Origin of the sequence: Pectobacterium versatile (genome assembly GCF_003932035.1) — a bacterium.
In the GTDB taxonomy this organism is placed as follows: Bacteria; Pseudomonadota; Gammaproteobacteria; order Enterobacterales; family Enterobacteriaceae; genus Pectobacterium; species Pectobacterium versatile.
In genome coordinates, this window is sequence record NZ_CP034276.1 from 2,433,768 (window position 1) to 2,454,501 (window position 20,734).

The following is a 20,734-nucleotide window of genomic DNA, read 5'->3' on the forward strand; positions in this document are numbered from 1 at the left end:
ACTCAATCTTTATCGCTCAATTCCCCATGCAGATTCTGCTGCATCAACTGGCGGATTTCATCGGCGCTTAAGTCTTGCTGGCTCAATAAGTAATGCAGCTTGGTCAAGGCGGCTTCGACGGTCATATCAAAGCCACTGATGACGCCCGCATGCGCCAGCGCATTGCCCGTCGCATAGCCGCCCATGTTCACGCGGCCGGAAATGCACTGCGTCAGGTTGACGACCACAATGCCGCGTGCGGAGGCTTCACGTAACTCGTGCAGCAGACCAGGGCTTTGCGGCGCGTTGCCAACGCCGTAGGATCGCAGGATAAGGGCTTTTACTGGCTGACGGAGGAAATTGCTGATGACATCGGCAGAAATGCCAGGATAAATCGTAATCACCCCGATAGGCTGCGGCGTAATGTGATGCACTTTCAACGGCGGACAGTTGCTACATTCCACGGTCGGTGCCAGCCGACGAATATGGATGCCGGCTTCCAGCAGCGGCGGATAGTTGGGGGAGGCGAAGGCATCAAAACCGTCCGCATGGGCTTTGGTGGTGCGGTTGCCGCGCAGCAGTTTGTTATTGAAGAAGAGGGCGACTTCATTAATCGGATGATTAGCGGCAACGTATAGCGCGTTCAACAGGTTAGTCTGGCCGTCCGAACGCAATTCTGCTAACGGAATTTGTGACCCTGTCACGATAACCGGCTTGGCAAGGTTTTCGAGCATAAACGAGAGCGCAGATGCGGTGAACGCCATCGTGTCAGTACCATGCAGAATCACAAAACCGTCGTAATCATCGTAGTGGTCTTGAATATCGTCCGCGATGGATTGCCAATCCGCTGGCGTCATGTCAGACGAATCGATTAGCGGGTCATATTCATGAATCGTGAACGATGGCATCTCTTCACGGTGGAATTCTGGCATTTTTGCCAATTGCTGTTGTAAATGACCGGATACTGGTACATAGCCGTTAGCAGAGCGCTGCATACCGATGGTGCCGCCCGTATAGGCGACATAAATGGATTTCTTTCGCATGGTGGTGTGAGTCAGGATTAAAAATCAAGTATAGAGGGAAAAATAGCCCGGTAATATCATCATAAGTAATGACTATTACCGGGCCAGGCCCGTCATACTTCAAGTTGTTTGTGCGTTGGCTTCCTTCACACAACTCGAATTATTTAGGGTACATATAGCGACCAAACGCTACCGGACTTCTCCGCAGGTGAGGCAAAATGCGTACCGGTTCTGCGGGTCGTTCAGGTTATTCATGATGGACGGCTGTGACCGCACCACTTCCGCCAACTGTGCGACCGGTGCTGGCAGCATAGACTGGACGGCAACGGGCAGCAGGGCATAAACGGAAGCGTTCACCTGATTCAGCATCGTGTCGAGAAGGCCTGGCTGTTCGGCATACCAGTTCAACTGATACTGTCCCAGTTTTGCCAGCTCAGCCGCTTTCTTCACGGCATCATCAAAATCGCCGATCTGATCAACCAAACCATTTTCTTTCGCGTCGCTACCGACCCAGACGTGACCTTGTGCGATCTGATCGATTTGCTCAGGCGTTTTCTTACGAGCCTGCGCCACGATATCGATGAAATTCTTATAACCGCGTTCGATACTCAACTGCATCATCTGGGAGAATTCAGGCGGCAGTGATTTTGTGATCGACAGATCGGCCAGCGGGGAAGTAGCAACGCCATCCGTGTGGACGCCAAGGCTTTCCAGCGAATCTTCGAAGGTGGTAATCACGCCAAAAATACCGATAGAACCGGTCAGCGTACTGGCGCTGGAGATGATTGCGTTCGCAGGCGTTGAGATCCAGTAGCCGCCCGATGCTGCCATTCCCCCCATGGATACCACGATCGGTTTACCCGCCAAACGGAGCGCCATCAATTCTGAACGAATCAGCTCCGACGCGGTAACGCTACCGCCGGGGCTATTGACGCGTAATACCAGCGCTTTGACTTTAGGATCGAGGCGCGCGGCGCGGATTTGTGCCGCCGTAGTATCACCGCCGACCATTCCCGGCGTTTCCGGACCGTCAATGATTGCGCCATTGGCAAACACAACCGCGATCTGGTTGTTGTTTTGTACCGGTGGTTTGATGGTGTAGTCGTAAATACTGATGAAATTAAAGTTGTTCTTCTGACTATTCCAGCCGAACGCTTTAACCAGCGATTGCTCGGTCACGGAACGTGATGCCACTTCATCGACCAGCTTGTTATCCAGCGCATAGCGTGCAGTATCGCCCTGAACGGCCTGCAAGCCTGCAAGGATGCTGGTTGCGCCAGGGAAGAGCTGCTGAGGTGTAATCTGGCGGTTAGCAGAAACGGTATTTAAATACTGCTGCCACAGGGCGTTGATCCAACGGCCATCGGCATCACGCGCAGCAGGTGACATATCGTCGCGCAGATACGGCTCAACGGCTGATTTATAGGTTCCCACGCGGAAGATATTGGTGGTCACTTTCAGCTTGTCCAACATGGACTTGAAATAGAGATTGTTGGTGGCGAAACCGTGCAGATCAACACTGCCTTGTGGCGTCAATGACACCGTATTGGCAAAACTGGCCAAATAGTATTGAGACTGGTTGTAGCTGTCGCCGACCGCATAAATAGGTTTGCCGCTATCGCGAAATTCGCGCAGCGCTTTACCGATGTATTGCAGAGACGGTTGGTCGGCACCGGTAAAGTCGCTGAGATCCAGCACCATTCCCGTGATGTTGTCGTCACTCTTTGCCTGACGAATACTGTCGACGATATCGAACAGTGAGTTCTCCTGGCGACGATTGTTCGATGCGCCGAAGAATTCGCGTCCTAATTGACGCAGTTTGTTGTTAACGGTGGGTTGATCAACGACCACGCCCGTCAGATCGACCAACAGCGCACCCTTCGTGGCCGCTTCCGGCGTCGTTTTTACCTGTGAGTAGATCCCAACACCCACTAAAATCAGAGCAATAAGGAAAATATTGAGAATAAATTCTCTGATAAAATTAAGCAGACGCCATGTCCACTTAAAAAATCCGCTAAAAATTCGCCACAATGTGCGCATGATATCTCCATGAACGGGTAAACAGCGTGTGCCCTACGTCCTTCAACTCGCCCTCTGGCAAGTGATGAAGCACAAGGAGTGATAGTATCCTAATGAGCGGACAGTAAAAAGTCAGCATTAAATCGCCGCAGAAGCACGCCCTGTCAGGGGTTATCTTGTAACAAAACTTCTACTTGTGCTAACGTGGCGCGCAACGTTGCCGTACAGTCATTTCTACTGTAGAAGTGGCTTGCCGTAGAACTGAATTGTACCGCAGAAATTATATTGCCAGACAGGAGATGTGCGATGGATGCTCTTGAATTGCTATTGAATCGTCGTTCGGCCTCGCGCCTGACCGCGCCAGCACCGACGGGTGACGCATTGAATAACATTATCCACGCCGGTGTGCGTGCGCCGGATCATGGTGCGATGCAGCCGTGGCGCTTTTTTATGATCGAAAATGACGGTCTGGATCGTTTTAGTACGCTACTGGCCCGTGCCGCGCAGCAGGAAGGGCTGGACGAAGCCGGTATCGATAAAGCGCGTCAGGCACCTTATCGCGCGCCGCTGATTATCACCGTTGTTGCCCATTGTGAAGAGAACCCGAAAGTCCCGCTTTGGGAACAGATTGTCTCCGCAGGCTGTGCGGTTCAGGCCATGCAGATGGCCGCATTGGCGCAGGGCTTTAATGGTATCTGGCGTAGCGGCGCCTGGACGCACAATACGCTGGTGCGTGAAGCGTTCAACTGCCGTGAGCAGGATGAAATTGTCGGTTTCCTCTATCTGGGAACACCCGTGCTCAAAGCATCGACAACGGTCACGCCGCTTGATACCGACGCGTTTGTTCACTACTTCTGATCGTCATCTTTTGAATAATCTCGATTTCCACCCCGTTTTACAGCGTGCTTTCCCGCGAGTTGCGCGGGAAATGCCCAGTCTGCTTGATGGTGAATAATGCGACTTTTTATTGCCGAAAAGCCCAGCCTTGCGCGGGCGATTGCAGACGTGTTACCCAAACCGCATCGACGCGGCGATGGCTTTATTGCCTGCGGTCAGAATGATGTTGTGACGTGGTGCGTGGGGCACCTGCTGGAGCAGGCGCAACCGGATGTTTATGATGCGCGCTATGCTCGCTGGTCGCTCACCGACCTACCTATCATTCCCCAGAAATGGCTGTTGCAGCCGCGACCCTCGGTCAGTAAGCAGCTCAACACCATAAAAAAGCTCCTGAATGACGCCACCGAAGTGATTCACGCGGGAGACCCCGATCGTGAAGGACAACTGCTGGTGGATGAGGTGCTGGAATACCTTTCCCTGCCGGAAGAAAAACGCCAGCAGGTACGCCGTTGTCTGGTTAACGATCTTAACCCACAGGCGGTAGAACGTGCCGTTTCTCGTTTACGTGAAAACAGAGAGTTTATCCCCCTGTGTGTGTCGGCGCTGGCGCGTTCCCGAGCGGACTGGCTCTACGGCATTAACATGACCCGCGCCTATACGATATTAGGGCGCAATGCGGGCTATGACGGCGTGCTGTCGGTTGGCCGCGTGCAAACGCCAGTGCTGGGGCTGGTGGTGCGACGAGATGAAGAGATAGAAAACTTCATTTCCAAAGATTACTTTGAAGTGAAAGCCCATATCGTAACGCCTGCCGATGAGCGTTTTGTCGCGATGTGGCAACCCAGCGAATCCTGTGAACCTTATCAGGATGAAGAAGGGCGATTGCTGCATCGATCGTTGGCGGATCATGTCGTCAAGCGTATCGAAGGCCAGCCCGCGTTCGTCACCAGCTATAATGATAAACGGGAATCAGAAACCGCACCGCTGCCTTATTCGCTGTCGACGTTACAGATCGAAGCCGCTAAGCGTTTCGGGCTTAGCGCACAGCAAGTTCTGGACGTGTGCCAGAAGCTCTATGAAACCCATAAGCTGATTACGTACCCGCGTTCTGACTGTCGCTATTTGCCAGAGGAGCATTTTGCCGGGCGTCATGCCGTCTTGAATGCGATATCCGTACACCAGCCAGACCTGTTGCCACAGCCAGTTATGGATGTGGATCGGCGTAACCGCTGCTGGGACGATGGTAAGGTCGATGCTCACCACGCGATTATTCCTACCGCCCGCAGTGCAAGCGCCTCGCTGACGGAGAATGAGCGCAAGGTGTATGGTTTAGTCGCGCGGCAGTACATTATGCAATTCTGTCCAGATGCTGTGTTTCGCAAGTGTGTCATTGAACTGGATATTGCGGGCGGTAAATTTATTGCCAAAGCGCGCTTCCTGGCTGAAGCTGGGTGGCGCACGTTGTTAGGTGGCAAAGAGCGGGACGAAGAAAACGAAGGGACGCCGTTGCCCGTAGTGGCAAAAGGTGATGAATTACTGTGTGAACGCGGTGAGGTGGTTGAGCGCCAAACACAGCCGCCACGGCCGTTTACCGATGCCACGTTGTTATCGGCGATGACGGGCATCGCGCGTTTTGTGCAGGATAAAGAACTGAAGAAAATCCTGCGAGCGACCGATGGGTTAGGTACCGAGGCGACGCGCGCGGGTATTATCGAGTTATTGTTTAAACGGACATTTCTGTTTAAGAAAGCCCGCTATATTCACGCGAGTGAAGCGGGGCGGGCGTTGATTCACTCACTGCCTGCCAGTGCGGCGCATCCTGACATGACCGCACATTGGGAAGCCACGTTGACGCAAATTAGCGAGAAAAAATGTCGCTATCAGGATTTTATGCAACCGCTGACGAACTCCTTGCAGGAGTTGATTCAGCAAGCGAAACAAAACGGTGCGGTGAGGGCGTTCAAAGGGCTTTCTGCACCGCCGTCGGGTGCTTCAAAACGGCGTAAGCCTCAGACTAAAAAAGCGAAGGAGCAGGAGCAATGAAATCGTTAGTGTCTTTGTGTGTCGCCAGTGTGATGCTAGTGCTGCCCGCTTTGGCGCAGGCTAATCGTGGCGGAACAGATATTGTTGTTCCCGTTCCACCGGAAGTGTGGGGAGCAGGGACTGCGGTGCGTGAGCAAAATAACAACTGCCTGCGTTGCTGCGTGTATGAAAACCGGAATTATTCTGAAGGCGCGGTGGTAAAGGTCGAAGGTGTGATTCTGCAATGCGTGCGGGACAAGCAAACGCTGGGAACGAATAACCTGATATGGCAGTTGGTTAAGTAATAACGGCGAGTTAAAAAGCCCGACGCTTAACTTTCGCTTATTTTAATCACCGCTGTGGCTTGGATGCACAGCGGTGATGTTATTTTCACCGCGTATTATCTCTGCAACGAAAGTTTCTACAATGAAAACGCCTACAACGAAAACTGCGCCCAGATCGGGGCATGGTCGGACGGTTTTTCCATTCCTCGAATATCGTAATCAATACCGGTGGCGATGCAGCGCTCGGCCAGAAAGGTACTAGCAAGAATCAGGTCAATACGCAGGCCACGGTTGTCATCGAACCCGGCGGAACGGTAGTCAAACCACGAAAAACGATCGTTGCTCTCTGGGTTAGCGGCACGGAAGGTGTCGATAAGTCCCCAGCCTTGCAAACGCGCCATCCAGTCACGCTCTTCCGGCAGGAAAGAACATTTACCGGTGCGTAGCCAGCGCTTACGGTTCTCTTCGCCGATCCCGATATCCAGATCGGTGGGACTGATATTAACATCACCCATCACAATCAGCGGTTGTGTCGCGCTATGGTGCTGTTCCAGATAGGTTTGCAAATCCTGATAAAAGCGCGTCTTGGCGGGGAATTTTACCGGATGGTCGCGGCTTTCTCCCTGTGGAAAATAGCCGTTAACGACGGTGAGTGTGCCGTGCTCAGTGGCAAAATCTGCCATGATGATCCGGCGCTGTGCATCGTCTTCATCCGTAGGGAAACCGCGACGAACCGCAATGGGCTGCTCTTTACACAGCAGTGCGACGCCGTAGTGACCTTTTTGTCCGTGATAATAAACGTGGTAGCCGTACTGGCTGACATCCTCTAACGGAAACATGTCATCGTGGACTTTCGTTTCCTGCAACCCGATCACATCCGGCTGGTGTTGTTCGATAATGGCGGCCAACTGATGAGGGCGCGCCCGCAGGCCATTGATATTAAAAGATACAACTTTCATGTTCGCTGCCATTCGCTAAAAAATGTGACCAGATGGTAGCAGAAAATGGGGCGTGGCGTCACGGCGAGGCTACGTTTTCGAATAGGGTTACGGGGCTTATTGCTGTGGCTTCAGAGACGGTTGGCGCAGATGAGAATCGTTAAAAATAAGATTCACTTATATTCAGTTGAACATGAGGCTTGTCGACCGCTATACTCCGCACCTCGCAGGAGAGAGGGCGCATACCCGTCATTATTTAGGGTATATATGACGCTCCGCCGAAGGCGCAAACTCCCATAATCGCTCAGGCTACCCTAACTGCGAATTCCATTGAAGCCAACTGGAGAGAGGTTGCCAATGCAACCCACCGAAGGGGCAAGCAGCACTGCTGCGTAAACTCTCAGGTAAAGCGGACAGAGGGAGTGGCACATTTCACAGGATAACTTGTGTGCTGACTTACATCTATCTGATCGCGATTACGGCAGAGGGGATGTCCGGGGCGCTGGCTGCCGGACGTCGTAATATGGATATTTTTGGCGTAGGCATGATTGCCTTCATCACCGCGCTTGGCGGTGGTACCGTTCGCGATATTCTCCTCGGTAATTATCCCATCGGCTGGACGCAGCATCCCGGCTATATCTACCTCACCATTGGTGCGGGTCTTTTCACGATTATCATTGCGCGCTTCATGCACCATTTGCACCGACTCTTTCTGGTGCTGGATGCGATGGGACTGATTGCCTTTACGGTTATTGGTTGCAACGTCGCACTGCAACTGAATTATTCAACGACGGTGGTGGTTATGGCAGGTATCGTAACCGGGATTTTCGGTGGAATATTGCGTGATATTTTCTGTAACCGTACGCCAATGGTGCTGAAAAAAGAGCTGTACGCCAGCGTCTCGCTTTTGGTTGCACTTCTCTATCTTGGGTTAAAATCGCTTAACGTTAATCACGATATTAATCTGCTGGTGTCATTCAGCATTGGTTTGGCCGTGCGTCTGGCAGCCATTCGCTGGTCGTGGCAACTCCCAGTGTTCTCTTATGTTCCTGGGCGCTGGAAAGGGAAGGCGTAAGGCTATCTTTCCCCATTCCATGCTATTGCGCTGATTATTGGTGCGAGTGGCAGTGGGGAAATAACGCTATGGGTTGCCGAACCTTGGTCGAAGGCTCTCACCTTCCCCTAATGGGAATCTGATACTTTGGCGTTGGGATGTAATTCAGAAGTGCTGCTTTGAAATGGTGGTGGGGGAAGGATAACTCGTCGCTTCGCTCCTCGCCCTGCGGGTCAACGCGGCGCGTTGCTCAAAACCGTGCCGGTTTTGTCGAACCTTGGTCGAAGGTTCTCACCTTCCCCTAATGGGAATCTGATACTTTGTCGTTGGGATTTAATTCAGAAGTGTTACTTTGAAATGGTGGTGGGGGAAGGATTCGAACCTTCGAAGTCTGTGACGGCAGATTTACAGTCTGCTCCCTTTGGCCGCTCGGGAACCCCACCACTGGCCTTGCTGCAAGACACTTTCGCTTCAAGCGGGGCGCATCATATCAAATGACGCGCCCCTGTAAAGCGGTATATATCAAAAATAAATGCGGTTGCCGTTTTTTTATTCCGTTCGGCGCATCCTTATACAAAAAGATGCCCGATCAACCAATTACAGAATAATGGTGCGGTTACCGTAGACAAAAACACGCTGTCCCAGCACGCGGTACAGCGCACGACTCAGGACATTTTTCTCAACGTCTCGGCCTGCACGCATCATGTCGTCGCCCGAATAAGTATGGTCGACATGAATAACATCCTGCATGATGATCGGACCTTCATCCAGATTATCGTTGACGTAGTGTGCCGTCGCGCCAATGATTTTTACACCGCGCTCATAAGCCTGATGGTACGGGCGAGCACCGATAAAAGCGGGTAAAAACGAATGGTGAATGTTGATCACCTGATTTGGGTAGTGCTGGACAAAGGCCGGTGTCAGCACTCGCATATATTTTGCCAGCACGACGTAATCGGGTTTGTATTGGTCGATCTGCGCGATCATTTTTTGATCGTGCTCTTCGCGAGTCAGTCCTTCATGACTGACCAGATGGAAAGGAATATCAAACCGCTCAACCAGTGTCTGCAAGGTATCGTGGTTGCCGATGACGGCAGAGATTTCGACATCCAAACCACCGTAGGCGCTTTTCATCAACAGATCGCCCAGGCAGTGGGCTTCTTTCGTCACTAGAACGACGATGCGACGACGGCCAGCTGCGGTTAATTCGCGAGAAGATCCTTCGGGAAGCGCGCTATCCAGATCGGCTAACAGCGTGGTGTCGTTGAAAATCCCTTCCAACTCGGTCCGCATGAAAAAACGGCCAGTGCGATGATCGACAAACTCATTGTTTTGCACGATGTTCAGTTCGTGCTTATAACAAATATTCGTAATTTTCGCGATGAGCCCTTTTGCGTCGGGGCAAATGGTTCGTAATACTTTTCTTTGTATATTTTGGGATTGCATGAGCGTGTGGATCCTGTCCAAAAAACTAAAATAACGATCTTATGGTAACGCAGCAATAACGCCGCGTGGACGACTGCCTGTGTTCTATTGTCCGCAACACTTTTTGTATTTTTTGCCGGAACCACACGGGCAAGGTTCATTTCTGCCTGTCTGCAAATGAACGCCGTCTATATAGTACCAGCGATCCTGCTGGCGAAGGAAGCGTGAGCGCTCTCGCATCACTTCTGTTCGCTGGTTGTCGCTTTCCGATATATAACGTGCGGCGAATTCCACATAGCCCTCATCGGGCGTTTTTCCGGGAGATGTTGCCAGTATAGTAAGGCCGAGCCACTGTGAATTCTGGCAGCTTTCCGCGAGGGACCCGCGCCATTTCTCGGGCTGAAGATCGGGATGCCAGGTGGCGATAAGATAATAGACATCGTGTTTGACATAGGCGGTATAGCGCGATCGCATTAAGATGGCGGGCTCAGCCGCTGTTGCGGCATGCGTGAGGTAGGGTTGACAGCATGCGTTATACTGCAATCCACTGCAACAGGGGCAAGATTCTGACACGATGTCTCCTGAAGAAAATTTAAGATAAAAACTGATAGATAATAAACAGATCACTATGCAGGATGCCGATATGTTACCTAAGAAACTCTACGTGTAGCAATGTGCGCTAAAATGAAGGCAGGTGGATCGATCATGCAGCGGAAAAAAATTGGAATAGCCTTGGGATCTGGGGCAGCGAAAGGATGGGCGCATATTGGTGTATTTAATGCGTTAACAGAAATGGGGATAGAGGTTGATGTTGTGGCTGGTTGTTCTATCGGCGCGCTGGTTGGTGCGGCGTATGCCACAAACAATCTCTCTTCAGTGGATCGCTGGGTGAGGGCGTTTGGCTACTGGGACGTGATTCGACTGATGGATCTCTCCTGGCAGCGCGGCAGTTTGTTGCGTGGCGATCGTGTTTTTAATAGTGTGAAGCATTTGTTACATACAACACAGATTGAAGACTGTGCTATTAAATATGGCGTAGTGACGACCAACCTCAGTACAGGGCGTGAGCTCTGGCTGACGGAAGGCGACTTGCATCAGGCTATGCGGGCGTCTTGCAGTATGCCCGGTCTGCTATCCCCCGTTCGATTTAACGATTACTGGCTGGTGGATGGCGCGGTGGTTAACCCTGTTCCCGTTTCTCTGGCGCGGGCAATGGGGGCCGACATCGTGATTGCGGTTGATCTCCAGCACGACGCTAGCCTTAATCATCAGGATTTGCTGTCGATCAAACCGACGGCGTCAGACATTGATGTGGAGAATGTTCCGCAAGATTGGCGTAGCAAAATTCGGGAACGCTTACTGCGGGGCCGCCGTCAGCAAGCGGAAAGTTCGCCAACGGCGATGGAGATAATGAGTACGTCGATTCAAATTCTGGAAAATCGGTTGAAGATGACGCGGATGGCGGGCGATCCACCTGATGTGCTGTTGCAACCGCATTGTCCCCAGATTGCTACCTTAGATTTTCATCGGGCGCAGGAGGCGATTGAGGCGGGTTATAAGGCGGTGGAAAAGATGCGTGATGAATTGTTGCCGCTCGCGAAAGAGGCATAGTGAAGCGAGCAGCATGTAGTTGTAGTTAAAGTACATGTAGAGAAGAAGACAGCGTGTGCCGTCTATCCGGCACACTGGCGCTAAAGCAGGTGTGATTATTCGGTGTTTGAAGTAAGGGGTACTGATGGAACAACCACTAGCGGGTAAGCATATTTTAGTCATTGATGACGAGGCCGTTTTTCGATCTGTGCTCGCTGGTTATCTGACTTCTCTTGGGGCTTCAGTTCAGGAAGCGATTAACGGATTAGATGCGCTAAGTACTCTTGAACATTACCAACCCGATTTAATGATTTGCGATCTGAGTATGCCGACGATGGGAGGCATCGAGTTCCTTGAACGTCTGCGCTTGAAAGACAACGACACGCCAATACTGATCATCTCTGCAACCAGCCAGATGGCGGACATTGCCAAAGTCTTGCGGCTTGGTGTTCAGGATGTGTTGCTGAAACCGATTCGTGACTATGGACGTTTGCGTGAAGCTGTAATGTCCTGCCTATATCCTGATATGTTCACCTCACAGCTGAATGAGATGGATCAACTCATGCAGGACATGGATTCCCTAAATCAATCTCCTGAAGCCGTCACCAAACTGCTTGCCCAACTACAACCGCCCGTTCAGCAAACGCTTGCTCGTTGCCGTATTAACTATCGTCAGTTGACGGCAGCGGAACAACCGGGGCTGGTGTTGGATATTGCCGCGCTTTCGGAGACTGAACTAGCCTTCTATTGCCTTGATGTCACTCAAGGCGTCAATAATAGTGGGACGCTGGCAGCGTTACTGCTTCGAACCTTGTTCAATGGGGTGCTTCAGGAGCATTTGGCCGATCAACAACACCGTTTGCCGCATTTGCCGACGCTATTAAAGCAGGTAAACCAGCTGTTGCGGCAAGCGAGCCTGGACGGTCGTTTTCCTTTGCTTGTGGGGTATTACCATCAGCAGTTAAAACAGCTAATACTGATTTCCGCTGGGCTAAATGCGACGCTGAACGTTAATGAACAGCAGATAGCGCTAAATAGCGGCGTCCCTTTAGGCACGCTTGAAGGGGCTTATCTCAACCAGCTGAATTATCAGTGCGAAGCTTGGCAATGCCAGATCTGGGGCGGCGGCGGCCGTTTGCGACTGATGTTGACGACAGAATAGTCTGATAGCGCGAGATGGTGCGGGTTTCAGGTAATACCCATCTTTCGGTATTATTTTTTATTTCCTACTATGTAGGGAGTTATCTTATTTTTATTGAACGGTAACGTTGGGACAAGCGTGCTCTTGTTAAAGTCGTTATACTCTTGCGGTTATCTTGATTAGATAAATAAAGTTCATTATTTGAACGGTATATAAGAGGCTGTTTATGTCTATTGTGAATAAAAAAGTAAAAAAAGCGGTCATACCGGTTGCTGGATTAGGGACGCGTATGCTGCCTGCCACCAAAGCCATTCCTAAAGAAATGCTGCCGTTGGTAGATAAACCGCTGATCCAATATGTTGTTAATGAGTGTATCGCAGCAGGGATTAATGAAATTATTCTTGTTACGCACTCTTCTAAGAATTCTATCGAAAACCATTTCGATACCAGTTTTGAACTGGAAGCCATACTGGAAAAGCGCGTTAAACGTCAGCTGTTGGAAGAGATTCAATCTATCTGTCCTAAGCACGTCACCATTATGCAAGTGCGTCAGGGGTTAGCCAAAGGGCTTGGCCATGCCGTATTGTGCGCGCACCCGTTAGTCGGGGATGAGCCTGTCGCGGTTATTCTGCCAGATGTGATTATTGATGAATATGAATCCGATCTGAAGAAAGATAACCTGAGCGAAATGTTGCAGCGCTTCTCTACGACGGGCCATAGCCAGATTATGGTTGAGCCTGTTGAAAATGTAAGTAGCTATGGCGTGGTTGATTGCAAAGGCGTGGAATTAAAAGCAGGGGACAGCGTACCAATGGTCGGTGTGGTTGAAAAACCTAAGGCTTCCGAAGCCCCGTCTAATTTAGCCGTCGTTGGCCGCTATGTCCTCTCTGCGGATATTTGGTCTCTGCTGGAAAAAACACCGCCTGGCGCAGGTAATGAAATTCAGTTAACCGATGCCATCGCGATGTTGATGGAAAAAGAAACAGTAGAAGCGTATCACCTGAAAGGTGTGAGCCATGACTGTGGTAATAAATTAGGCTATATGCAGGCATTCGTTGAATATGGTTTACGCCATGATGGTTTAGGCCAGGAATTTGCGCAGTGGCTGCAGGAAACGATTGAAGCCGAAGAAAAATAACAGAATGTAATGATTGCTCTCTGTTTACAAAAAACAGAGAGCAGCCAAAAATGGCGGCATATCTGTTTTTCTTTGCAATATGCGTTACCAAAGAAAAACCCCCGATAGTTATCGGGGGTTTTTTCGTATTCAGTACTTATAAACGATTACAGCAGGAAATCGTCTAAAGATTTACCTTGCTCTTCGATCGCTTTCTTGATTACTGCCGGTGTACGACCCTGGCCAGTCCAGGTTTTAAGTTCGCCGTTTTCGTCAGTGTATTGATATTTTGCTGGGCGGGCAGCGCGCTTGCTTTTACCTGCAACCTTAACTGAACCTAAAGACTGCAATAATTCGTTAGGGTCAATACCGTCTGCAATCAGCATATCGCGATATTGCTGCAATTTACGCGCACGTTCTTCAACTTCAGCCTGAACCTGGCTATCTTCTTCGCGGCGTTCATTAACCACGACTTCCAGTTTTTCCAGCATTTCTTCCAAAGTATCCAGGGTACATTCTCTTGCCTGGGCACGCAGAGTACGGATGTTGTTAAGAATCTTTAGTGCTTCGCTCATTGTGATAATCTCAAATAATATTATTGGTGGCGTGTAGTGTGATAATAGAGTGCTATTTTCCTTTCTGCAATAGTCAAATTTGTAAGTTTGTTAAAAAACGTCATTTTTAAAACAGATCTCACATCGTATGTTACATAAATATAAATACTTTCCTGTTATCAAAAAAATACATTTGGTATGCCGCTTTTCTACCTCAAAAGGCAGAGAATGACTTATTGATGCCGTGCCGTTGTTATAAGGAACGTTTATATCCTTTATCATAAAAGGCCGTCGCTGGCGGGTGTATGGACAAAATGTGGTCGGAGAATAGGCCATTGCGCAGCGCGAAGACGAGTTGTTACAATAAGTGTTTACGACCCGAAGATCATATACCCCAAATAATTCGAGTTTCAGGCAGGCGGCAAGAGAAGGAATCCCGATGAGCAAACACAGGTAAGTGATTCGGGTGAGTGAACGTAGCCAACGCACATGCAACTTGAAGTATTACGAGTATATAGCCTGCCTTTTGGAGTGACCGAGTGGCCCAACTTTATTTTTATTATTCTGCAATGAATGCAGGGAAATCGACGGCACTATTGCAGTCGTCATATAACTACCAGGAGCGTGGGATGCGCACGCTGGTGTTCACTGCAGAAATAGATAATCGGCATGGCGTGGGGATAGTAAGTTCACGGATCGGCCTTTCTTCTCCTGCATTATTGTTTAATCCGCAGACATCCTTATTTGGATTGCTGGAGAAAGAGCACCGTGCTCAGCCCGTCGATTGTGTATTAATTGATGAATGTCAATTTTTAACCCGCGAGCAGGTGGGGGAGCTTTCCGATGTCGTGGACCAATTAGATATCCCAGTATTGTGTTACGGATTGCGTACTGATTTTCGTGGTGATTTGTTTTCTGGGAGTCACTATTTATTAGCGTGGGCAGATAAGCTGATCGAGTTAAAAACGGTCTGCCATTGCGGCCGTAAAGCCAACTGTGTATTGCGGTTAGATGCACAAGGTAATGCCGTCCACGAAGGAGAGCAGGTCGTTATTGGCGGCAATGAGAGCTATGTTTCTGTGTGCCGTAAGCATTATAAAATTGCGCTGGGATTAACCCGTAAAGAAAGCGAGTAAGTCGGTTAAATATCCGACAAACGGGGCGATTAATAAACGGCGTATTGATGCGTGTCTATGCTGAGTACGAGTAACAAAAATGCCCAACCTTAAAAGGTTGGGCATCGTTGAGAGATAAACCGCCTTTAGGTTAAGGCGGTTACAGCCAGAACGTTAGTGTGCGGCTTTCTTGCTGGTTTTAGCGGCTTTTGCTACAGGTTCAACTGCTTCTGTTTTTTCTTCTTCAGAGAACTTACGACCATAGTAAGTATCCAGCAGAATTTGTTTCAGTTCGGAAATCAGCGGGTAACGCGGGTTAGCGCCGGTACACTGATCGTCGAACGCATCTTCTGACAGTTTATCGACCTTAGCCAGGAAATCGGCTTCCTGTACGCCCGCTTCACGAATAGACGTTGGGATCCCCAGCTCTGTCTTTATTTCTTCCAGCCAGTTCAGCAATTTCTCGATTTTCTGCGCGGTACGATCGCTTGGAGCAGTCAAACGCAGGTGGTCGGCTATTTCCGCATAACGACGGCGAGCCTGCGGACGGTCATACTGGCTGAACGTCGTCTGCTTGGTCGGGTTGTCGTTCGCGTTATAGCGAATCACGTTTGAGATCAGCAGGGCATTAGCCAAGCCGTGCGGAATATGGAATTCAGAGCCCAGTTTATGCGCCATGGAGTGACAGACGCCGAGGAAGGCGTTGGCAAACGCGATACCTGCAATTGTCGCGGCGTTATGTACACGCTCACGGGCAACCGGGTTTTTCGCGCCGTCACGGTAGCTGTCTGGCAAGTTTTCCTTCAGGAGTTTCAGCGCTTGTAACGCCTGTCCATCTGAATATTCGTTTGCCAGCACGGAAACATAGGCTTCCAGTGAGTGGGTTACGGCATCAAGCCCGCCAAACGCACACAGCGATTTCGGCATATTCATTACCAAATTGGCATCAACAATCGCCATATCTGGCGTCAGCGCGTAGTCCGCCAACGGATATTTCTGTCCGGTAGCATCGTCAGTCACTACGGCAAACGGTGTGACTTCGGAACCGGTACCGGATGTGGTGGTAATCGCCACCATTTTGGCTTTAACGCCCATTTTCGGGAACTTGTAGATACGTTTACGGATATCCATAAAGCGCAGTGCCAGCTCTTCGAAGTGCGTCGTAGGATGCTCATACATCACCCACATGATCTTCGCGGCATCCATTGGAGAACCACCGCCCAGCGCAATAATCACATCCGGCTTGAAGGAATGCATTTGTTCCGCGCCTTTACGCACGATGCTCAGCGTCGGGTCAGCTTCAACTTCGAAGAACACTTCGGTTTCCAGTCCGTGCTGTTTCAGTACAGACGTCACCTGATCGACATAGCCGTTGTTGAACAGGAAGCGGTCGGTCACGATAAATGCACGTTTTGCACCATCGGAAGCGACTTCTTCAAGGGCGATAGGCAGTGAGCCACGACGGAAATAAATGGATTTAGGAAGTTTATGCCACAACATATTCTCTGCTCGCTTGGCTACCGTTTTCTTGTTGATCAAGTGCTTCGGACCGACATTTTCGGAGATGGAGTTTCCGCCCCAAGAGCCACAGCCCAGCGTCAGAGACGGAGCGAGTTTAAAGTTGTAGAGATCGCCGATACCACCTTGAGAGGCTGGGGTGTTAATCAGGATACGCGCCGTTTTCATCATATTACCGAAATGATTCACGCGCTCTGGCTGATTGTCCTGATCGGTATACAGGCAGGATGTGTGACCGATGCCACCCATTGCGACCAGCTTTTCCGCTTTAATGACGGCGTCATTGAAGTCTTTCGCACGGTACATCGCCAGCGTTGGAGACAGTTTTTCATGGGCAAACGGTTCGGATTCATCGACGGCCGTCACTTCACCGATCAGCACTTTGGTGTTTGCAGGGACAGTGATACCCGCCATTTCTGCGATCTTCGGTGCAGGCTGGCCCACAATGTCGGCGTTCAGTGAACCGTTTTTCAGCAGAATACCCTGTACGGCATGCAGTTCTTTGCCTTTCAGCATGTAGCCGCCGTGGGTGGCAAAACGTTCACGCACAGCATCATAGACGCTGTCTACCACGATGACTGACTGTTCTGACGCACAAATCACACCGTTATCGAAGGTTTTCGACATCAGAATAGAGGCAACAGCACGCTTGATATCTGCGGTTTCGTCAACGACAACAGGCGTGTTACCGGCACCGACGCCGATCGCCGGTTTACCGGAGCTGTATGCGGCTTTCACCATACCTGGGCCACCAGTAGCCAGAATCAGGTTGATATCGGGGTGGTGCATAAGCTGGTTGGACAGATCGACGGAAGGCTGATCGATCCAGCCGATGATATCTTTCGGCGCGCCTGCCGCAATGGCTGCTTGCAGAACAATGTCGGCAGCTTTATTGGTCGCATTTTTTGCACGTGGATGAGGAGAGAAGATAATCCCGTTACGGGTCTTCAGGCTGATCAACGCTTTAAAAATTGCGGTAGACGTGGGGTTAGTGGTGGGAACAATACCGCAAATCAGACCAATAGGTTCAGCGATCGTAATGGTACCGAAAGTGTCATCAGTAGAGAGGACGCCGCAGGTTTTTTCATCCTGATAGGCATTATAAATGTACTCTGAGGCGAAGTGGTTTTTGATGACTTTATCTTCCACGATCCCCATGCCAGATTCGGCAACCGCCATTTTTGCCAGCGGGATACGGGCATCCGATGCAGCGAGTGCGGCAGCGCGGAAGATTTTGTCCACTTGTTCCTGAGTGTAAGTAGCAAATTCCTGTTGTGCCTTTTTCACTCTTTCGACCAATGCGTTAAGTTCAGCAACGTTGGTTACGGCCATAATGCTCTCCTGATAAATGTTAAACTCTTTCAGTCAATTGTTCGCCGGATAGAACAGTATAGATAAACGAGCGGGGTACGTTTCCGTTACTGGGCTATTCTTTCCTGCCTATCACACGTTAATTGACTCAAAGAGCTTGTCAGCCGCTATTGTGGCGCGATTATTGCTTTTTAAAATACTGTAACCGCCGATACCGTAAATTTTTGAAATATTGTTTTGAAATTACATCAAAATTAAGAAGATTTACGTGTTCACAACGGTATGGAATGAGCATACCTATTTGTAGGTGCCTTTTTTGTGATCAACATCGAATTTTCTTTAAGCTGACACCATTCAGCAGGGTGATGTTGATAACGAGTATCATTAATCAGACGGGATAAGCGGTTTTTCTACCTAAAAGGGATTGGTAAGGGATAGCGGCAGGCACTGAAGTGGGGCGTTGTGGGGGGAATTCCAGGCTCGCGGTGGTTCACATAATGGGAGTGATTTGTTCGTATAAAACGTGCTCGTATAAACAGTGCTTATATCTTAATCGAGTTAGTTATTTTACGCGCAGCCTATATCAGGGAAATAGGGAACTCTTGTGGTGCTAGGTGAGTAATGGAATTGTTAAAATACTAACATTTTGGTCAGATAATGACGCGGACAGGTAAGCATACATCATCATTTTTGTGCTGTGAAAATGATGAAACCCACTACGATGTTTTTTTGTTCAAAAACTATAAATTGCTGAATATTTAAAAAATACTTGAGGGTTAATTGAAAAGACATTGTTTATCATAGGGTTAATGATTGCCCGAACGATTGAAATAAAACATTTATCGATCTGTAGTAAAGAAAATTAAGCAACATCAATGTAAAAATATTGGCGAATGTGTCCGCTTTTGATAGCTTCGAGTGTCGACCTGCTATTCGTTATTCACCCATAAATTAATTTTATGATTTATTTGGATAATGGGCGATCTTTTCTGCTCTATGTGACGGCGATTTTTACGCATAGAGTCCGGTATGGCGTTGTATCAAAACAGGGGCGTTTATAAAGTGAAAACTCGCAAAACAAAACGATGCTTTGTTACCAGTATGATTGCCGCAGCAGTGATGGCGTCATGTGTGAATGTTCAGGCTGCTACGGTACCTGCCGGTGTTGAACTGGCGAAAGAGCAGGTTCTGGTGAGAAACAATGGCGCTGAGGTGTCATCACTGGACCCGCATAAAATCGAAGGTGTTCCTGAATCCAACGTCGCGCGTGATTTATATGAAGGGTTGGTGATTTCCGATCCGGATGGACACCCGATTCCTGGCGTGGCCGAGCGGTGGGAAAGTAGCGATTTTAAAGTCTGGACATTCCATTTACGTAAAGATGCCAAATGGTCCAATGGCGAGCCGGTTACCGCACAAGATTTCGTTTATAGCTGGCAGCGTCTGGCCGATCCGAAAACCGTTTCTCCTTATGCTAGCTATTTGCAATATGGTCATCTGCTGAATATTGATGACATTATCGCCAGCAAGAAATCTCCTGATACGCTGGGCGTAAAAGCACTCGACGACCATACGCTGGAAGTGACATTAAGCGAGCCGATCCCTTACTTTTATAAATTACTGAATCACTCATCCCTGTCTCCGGTAAATAAAGCGGCGGTAGAGAAGTTTGGTGATAAATGGACCCAGCCGGAAAACTGGGTAGGGAATGGCGCCTACCGTCTTAAATCCTGGGTTGTGAATGAGCGGCTTGTGCTGGAGCGTAATACCCAATATTGGGATAACGCCAAGACCGTGATTAATCAGGTCACCTATTTGCCGATTGCTTCTGAAGTGACGGATGTTAACCGTTACCGTGCGGGTGAAATTGATGTCACCAATAATAAATTGCCCATTGAGCTATTTCAGAAGCTAAAAAAAGAAATCCCACAAGAAGTTAACATCAATCCCTACCTCTGCACGTATTATTACGAAATCAATAATCAGAAACCGCCATTTAACGATGTACGGGTACGTACGGCTCTGCGCATGGGGCTTGATCAAGACATATTGACCAATAAAGTGAAAAATCAGGGCGATATTCCTGCCTATGGTTATATTCCGCCGTTTACGGACGGCTTGAAAGCGCATACGCCAGAGTGGTTTACCTGGTCACAGGCGAAACGTAATGAAGAAGCGAAAAAACTGCTGGCAGAAGCGGGCTATACCGCCGAGAAACCGCTGACGTTTAATTTGCTCTATAACTCATCAGATTTGCATAAAAAGATGGCGATCGCGGCGGCATCGATCTGGAAACAGAATCTGGGCGTCGACGCGAAGTTGGAAAACCAAGAGTGGAAAACTTATCTCAGCACGCGTCATCAAGGCAATTATGACGTTGCGCGTGCCGGATGGTGTGCGGACTATAACGAACCGACATCGTTCCTGAATAGCATGCTGTCAGACAGTAGCAACAACACGGCGCATTATAAGAGCGCGGCGTTCGACAAGCTGATGGAGCAGGCGGTTCAGGCGAAAACGGACGATGAGCGTGCGCAAGTTTATCAGCAGGCAGAATCGCAGTTGGATAAAGATGCGGCGATTGTACCGGTCTATTACTACGCGAACGCCAGGCTGATAAAACCTTATGTCGGCGGTATTACCGGCAAGGATCCTTTGGATAATATACGGGTGAAGGATCTCTATATCATTAAGCATTAATCCACCGCTGTTTACGGTTTGATGCAAATGAAGTGAGCGAACAGCGATTAATTTGGTGTTTAATCTCTGGTTACCCATTCCTGCTCTGTGGGAATGGGTTGTGAGTCG

General features: G+C 49.6%; 16 protein-coding genes, 1 tRNA gene, 1 other RNA gene and 1 riboswitch. Of the genes, 9 read left to right on the plus strand and 9 right to left on the minus strand.

Annotation, left to right across the window (positions count from 1 at the left end; genetic code table 11):
• Window positions 1-2: 2 nt before the first annotated feature.
• Complete coding sequence (ansA, locus tag EIP93_RS11040) at window positions 3-1,022, minus strand: asparaginase (protein ID WP_039531489.1); 1,020 nt, start codon at window positions 1,020-1,022, stop codon at window positions 3-5.
• 168 nt (window positions 1,023-1,190) lie between these two features.
• Entirely contained in the window at window positions 1,191-3,041 is a 1,851-nt protein-coding gene (gene sppA / locus EIP93_RS11045) for a signal peptide peptidase SppA (protein WP_107332906.1), read from the minus strand.
• Window positions 3,042-3,326: 285 nt separating this feature from the next.
• On the opposite strand from sppA, the gene EIP93_RS11050 reads away from it, so the two are divergent.
• The 3 genes from EIP93_RS11050 to EIP93_RS11060 all read left to right on the plus strand — a co-directional run bounded on the left by EIP93_RS11050 (window position 3,327) and on the right by EIP93_RS11060 (window position 6,184).
• Window positions 3,327-3,878, plus strand: coding sequence for an NAD(P)H nitroreductase (locus tag EIP93_RS11050; RefSeq protein WP_103860743.1), 552 nt, complete (start codon window positions 3,327-3,329; stop codon window positions 3,876-3,878).
• A 96-nt stretch (window positions 3,879-3,974) separates the two neighbouring features.
• Window positions 3,975-5,900, plus strand: a complete 1,926-nt coding sequence (locus tag EIP93_RS11055; RefSeq protein ID WP_125232702.1) for a DNA topoisomerase III — start codon at window positions 3,975-3,977, stop codon at window positions 5,898-5,900.
• Window positions 5,897-6,184: a YnjH family protein gene (locus EIP93_RS11060; RefSeq protein ID WP_039489548.1), complete on the plus strand. Its 288-nt coding sequence runs from the start codon at window positions 5,897-5,899 to the stop codon at window positions 6,182-6,184. Before EIP93_RS11055 ends, EIP93_RS11060 begins: the two co-directional genes overlap by 4 nt.
• 131 nt (window positions 6,185-6,315) lie before the next feature.
• On the opposite strand, the gene xthA is transcribed toward EIP93_RS11060, so the two are convergent.
• Entirely contained in the window at window positions 6,316-7,122 is an 807-nt protein-coding gene (gene xthA, locus EIP93_RS11065; RefSeq protein WP_103860741.1) for an exodeoxyribonuclease III, read from the minus strand.
• Between the two features lie 309 nt (window positions 7,123-7,431).
• Window positions 7,432-7,528: riboswitch (glycine riboswitch) on the plus strand.
• Window positions 7,529-7,549: 21 nt separating this feature from the next.
• Here xthA and EIP93_RS11070 point away from each other — a divergent pair.
• Entirely contained in the window at window positions 7,550-8,176 is a 627-nt protein-coding gene (locus EIP93_RS11070; RefSeq protein ID WP_039537403.1) for a trimeric intracellular cation channel family protein, read from the plus strand.
• A 164-nt stretch (window positions 8,177-8,340) separates the two neighbouring features.
• Here EIP93_RS11070 and EIP93_RS11075 read toward each other — a convergent pair.
• The 4 genes from EIP93_RS11075 to EIP93_RS11090 form a co-directional block, all read right to left on the minus strand.
• A non-coding RNA gene (locus tag EIP93_RS11075) (RtT sRNA) lies at window positions 8,341-8,470 on the minus strand.
• Window positions 8,471-8,513: 43 nt separating this feature from the next.
• A tRNA-Tyr gene (locus EIP93_RS11080) sits at window positions 8,514-8,598 on the minus strand.
• 154 nt (window positions 8,599-8,752) lie between these two features.
• Window positions 8,753-9,601, minus strand: a complete 849-nt coding sequence (gene purU / locus EIP93_RS11085; protein WP_010295235.1) for a formyltetrahydrofolate deformylase — start codon at window positions 9,599-9,601, stop codon at window positions 8,753-8,755.
• 84 nt (window positions 9,602-9,685) lie between these two features.
• Window positions 9,686-10,153 (minus strand): YchJ family protein, encoded by a 468-nt coding sequence (locus EIP93_RS11090; RefSeq protein ID WP_125232703.1) that lies wholly within the window; start codon window positions 10,151-10,153, stop codon window positions 9,686-9,688.
• A gap of 132 nt (window positions 10,154-10,285) precedes the next feature.
• Here EIP93_RS11090 and rssA point away from each other — a divergent pair, with 132 nt between their 5' ends.
• The 3 genes from rssA to galU all read left to right on the plus strand — a co-directional run bounded on the left by rssA (window position 10,286) and on the right by galU (window position 13,449).
• Window positions 10,286-11,191 (plus strand): patatin-like phospholipase RssA, encoded by a 906-nt coding sequence (rssA, locus tag EIP93_RS11095; RefSeq protein WP_039531504.1) that lies wholly within the window; start codon window positions 10,286-10,288, stop codon window positions 11,189-11,191.
• 124 nt (window positions 11,192-11,315) lie between these two features.
• Window positions 11,316-12,332, plus strand: a complete 1,017-nt coding sequence (rssB, locus tag EIP93_RS11100; protein WP_103860738.1) for a two-component system response regulator RssB — start codon at window positions 11,316-11,318, stop codon at window positions 12,330-12,332.
• A 205-nt stretch (window positions 12,333-12,537) separates the two neighbouring features.
• Window positions 12,538-13,449: a UTP--glucose-1-phosphate uridylyltransferase GalU gene (galU, locus tag EIP93_RS11105; RefSeq protein WP_039473018.1), complete on the plus strand. Its 912-nt coding sequence runs from the start codon at window positions 12,538-12,540 to the stop codon at window positions 13,447-13,449.
• A 146-nt stretch (window positions 13,450-13,595) separates the two neighbouring features.
• Here the strand turns inward: galU and hns are convergent, their stop codons facing one another.
• Entirely contained in the window at window positions 13,596-14,003 is a 408-nt protein-coding gene (gene hns, locus EIP93_RS11110) for a histone-like nucleoid-structuring protein H-NS (protein WP_010275331.1), read from the minus strand.
• Window positions 14,004-14,521: 518 nt separating this feature from the next.
• Between hns and EIP93_RS11115 the strand changes: the two genes are divergently transcribed.
• Entirely contained in the window at window positions 14,522-15,118 is a 597-nt protein-coding gene (locus EIP93_RS11115; protein ID WP_039487093.1) for a thymidine kinase, read from the plus strand.
• 153 nt (window positions 15,119-15,271) lie between these two features.
• On the opposite strand, the gene adhE is transcribed toward EIP93_RS11115, so the two are convergent.
• Window positions 15,272-17,947 (minus strand): bifunctional acetaldehyde-CoA/alcohol dehydrogenase, encoded by a 2,676-nt coding sequence (gene adhE, locus EIP93_RS11120; RefSeq protein WP_095699419.1) that lies wholly within the window; start codon window positions 17,945-17,947, stop codon window positions 15,272-15,274.
• 1,008 nt (window positions 17,948-18,955) lie between these two features.
• Between adhE and oppA the strand changes: the two genes are divergently transcribed.
• Window positions 18,956-20,626: an oligopeptide ABC transporter substrate-binding protein OppA gene (gene oppA / locus EIP93_RS11125; RefSeq protein ID WP_103860736.1), complete on the plus strand. Its 1,671-nt coding sequence runs from the start codon at window positions 18,956-18,958 to the stop codon at window positions 20,624-20,626.
• Window positions 20,627-20,734 lie beyond the last annotated feature (108 nt).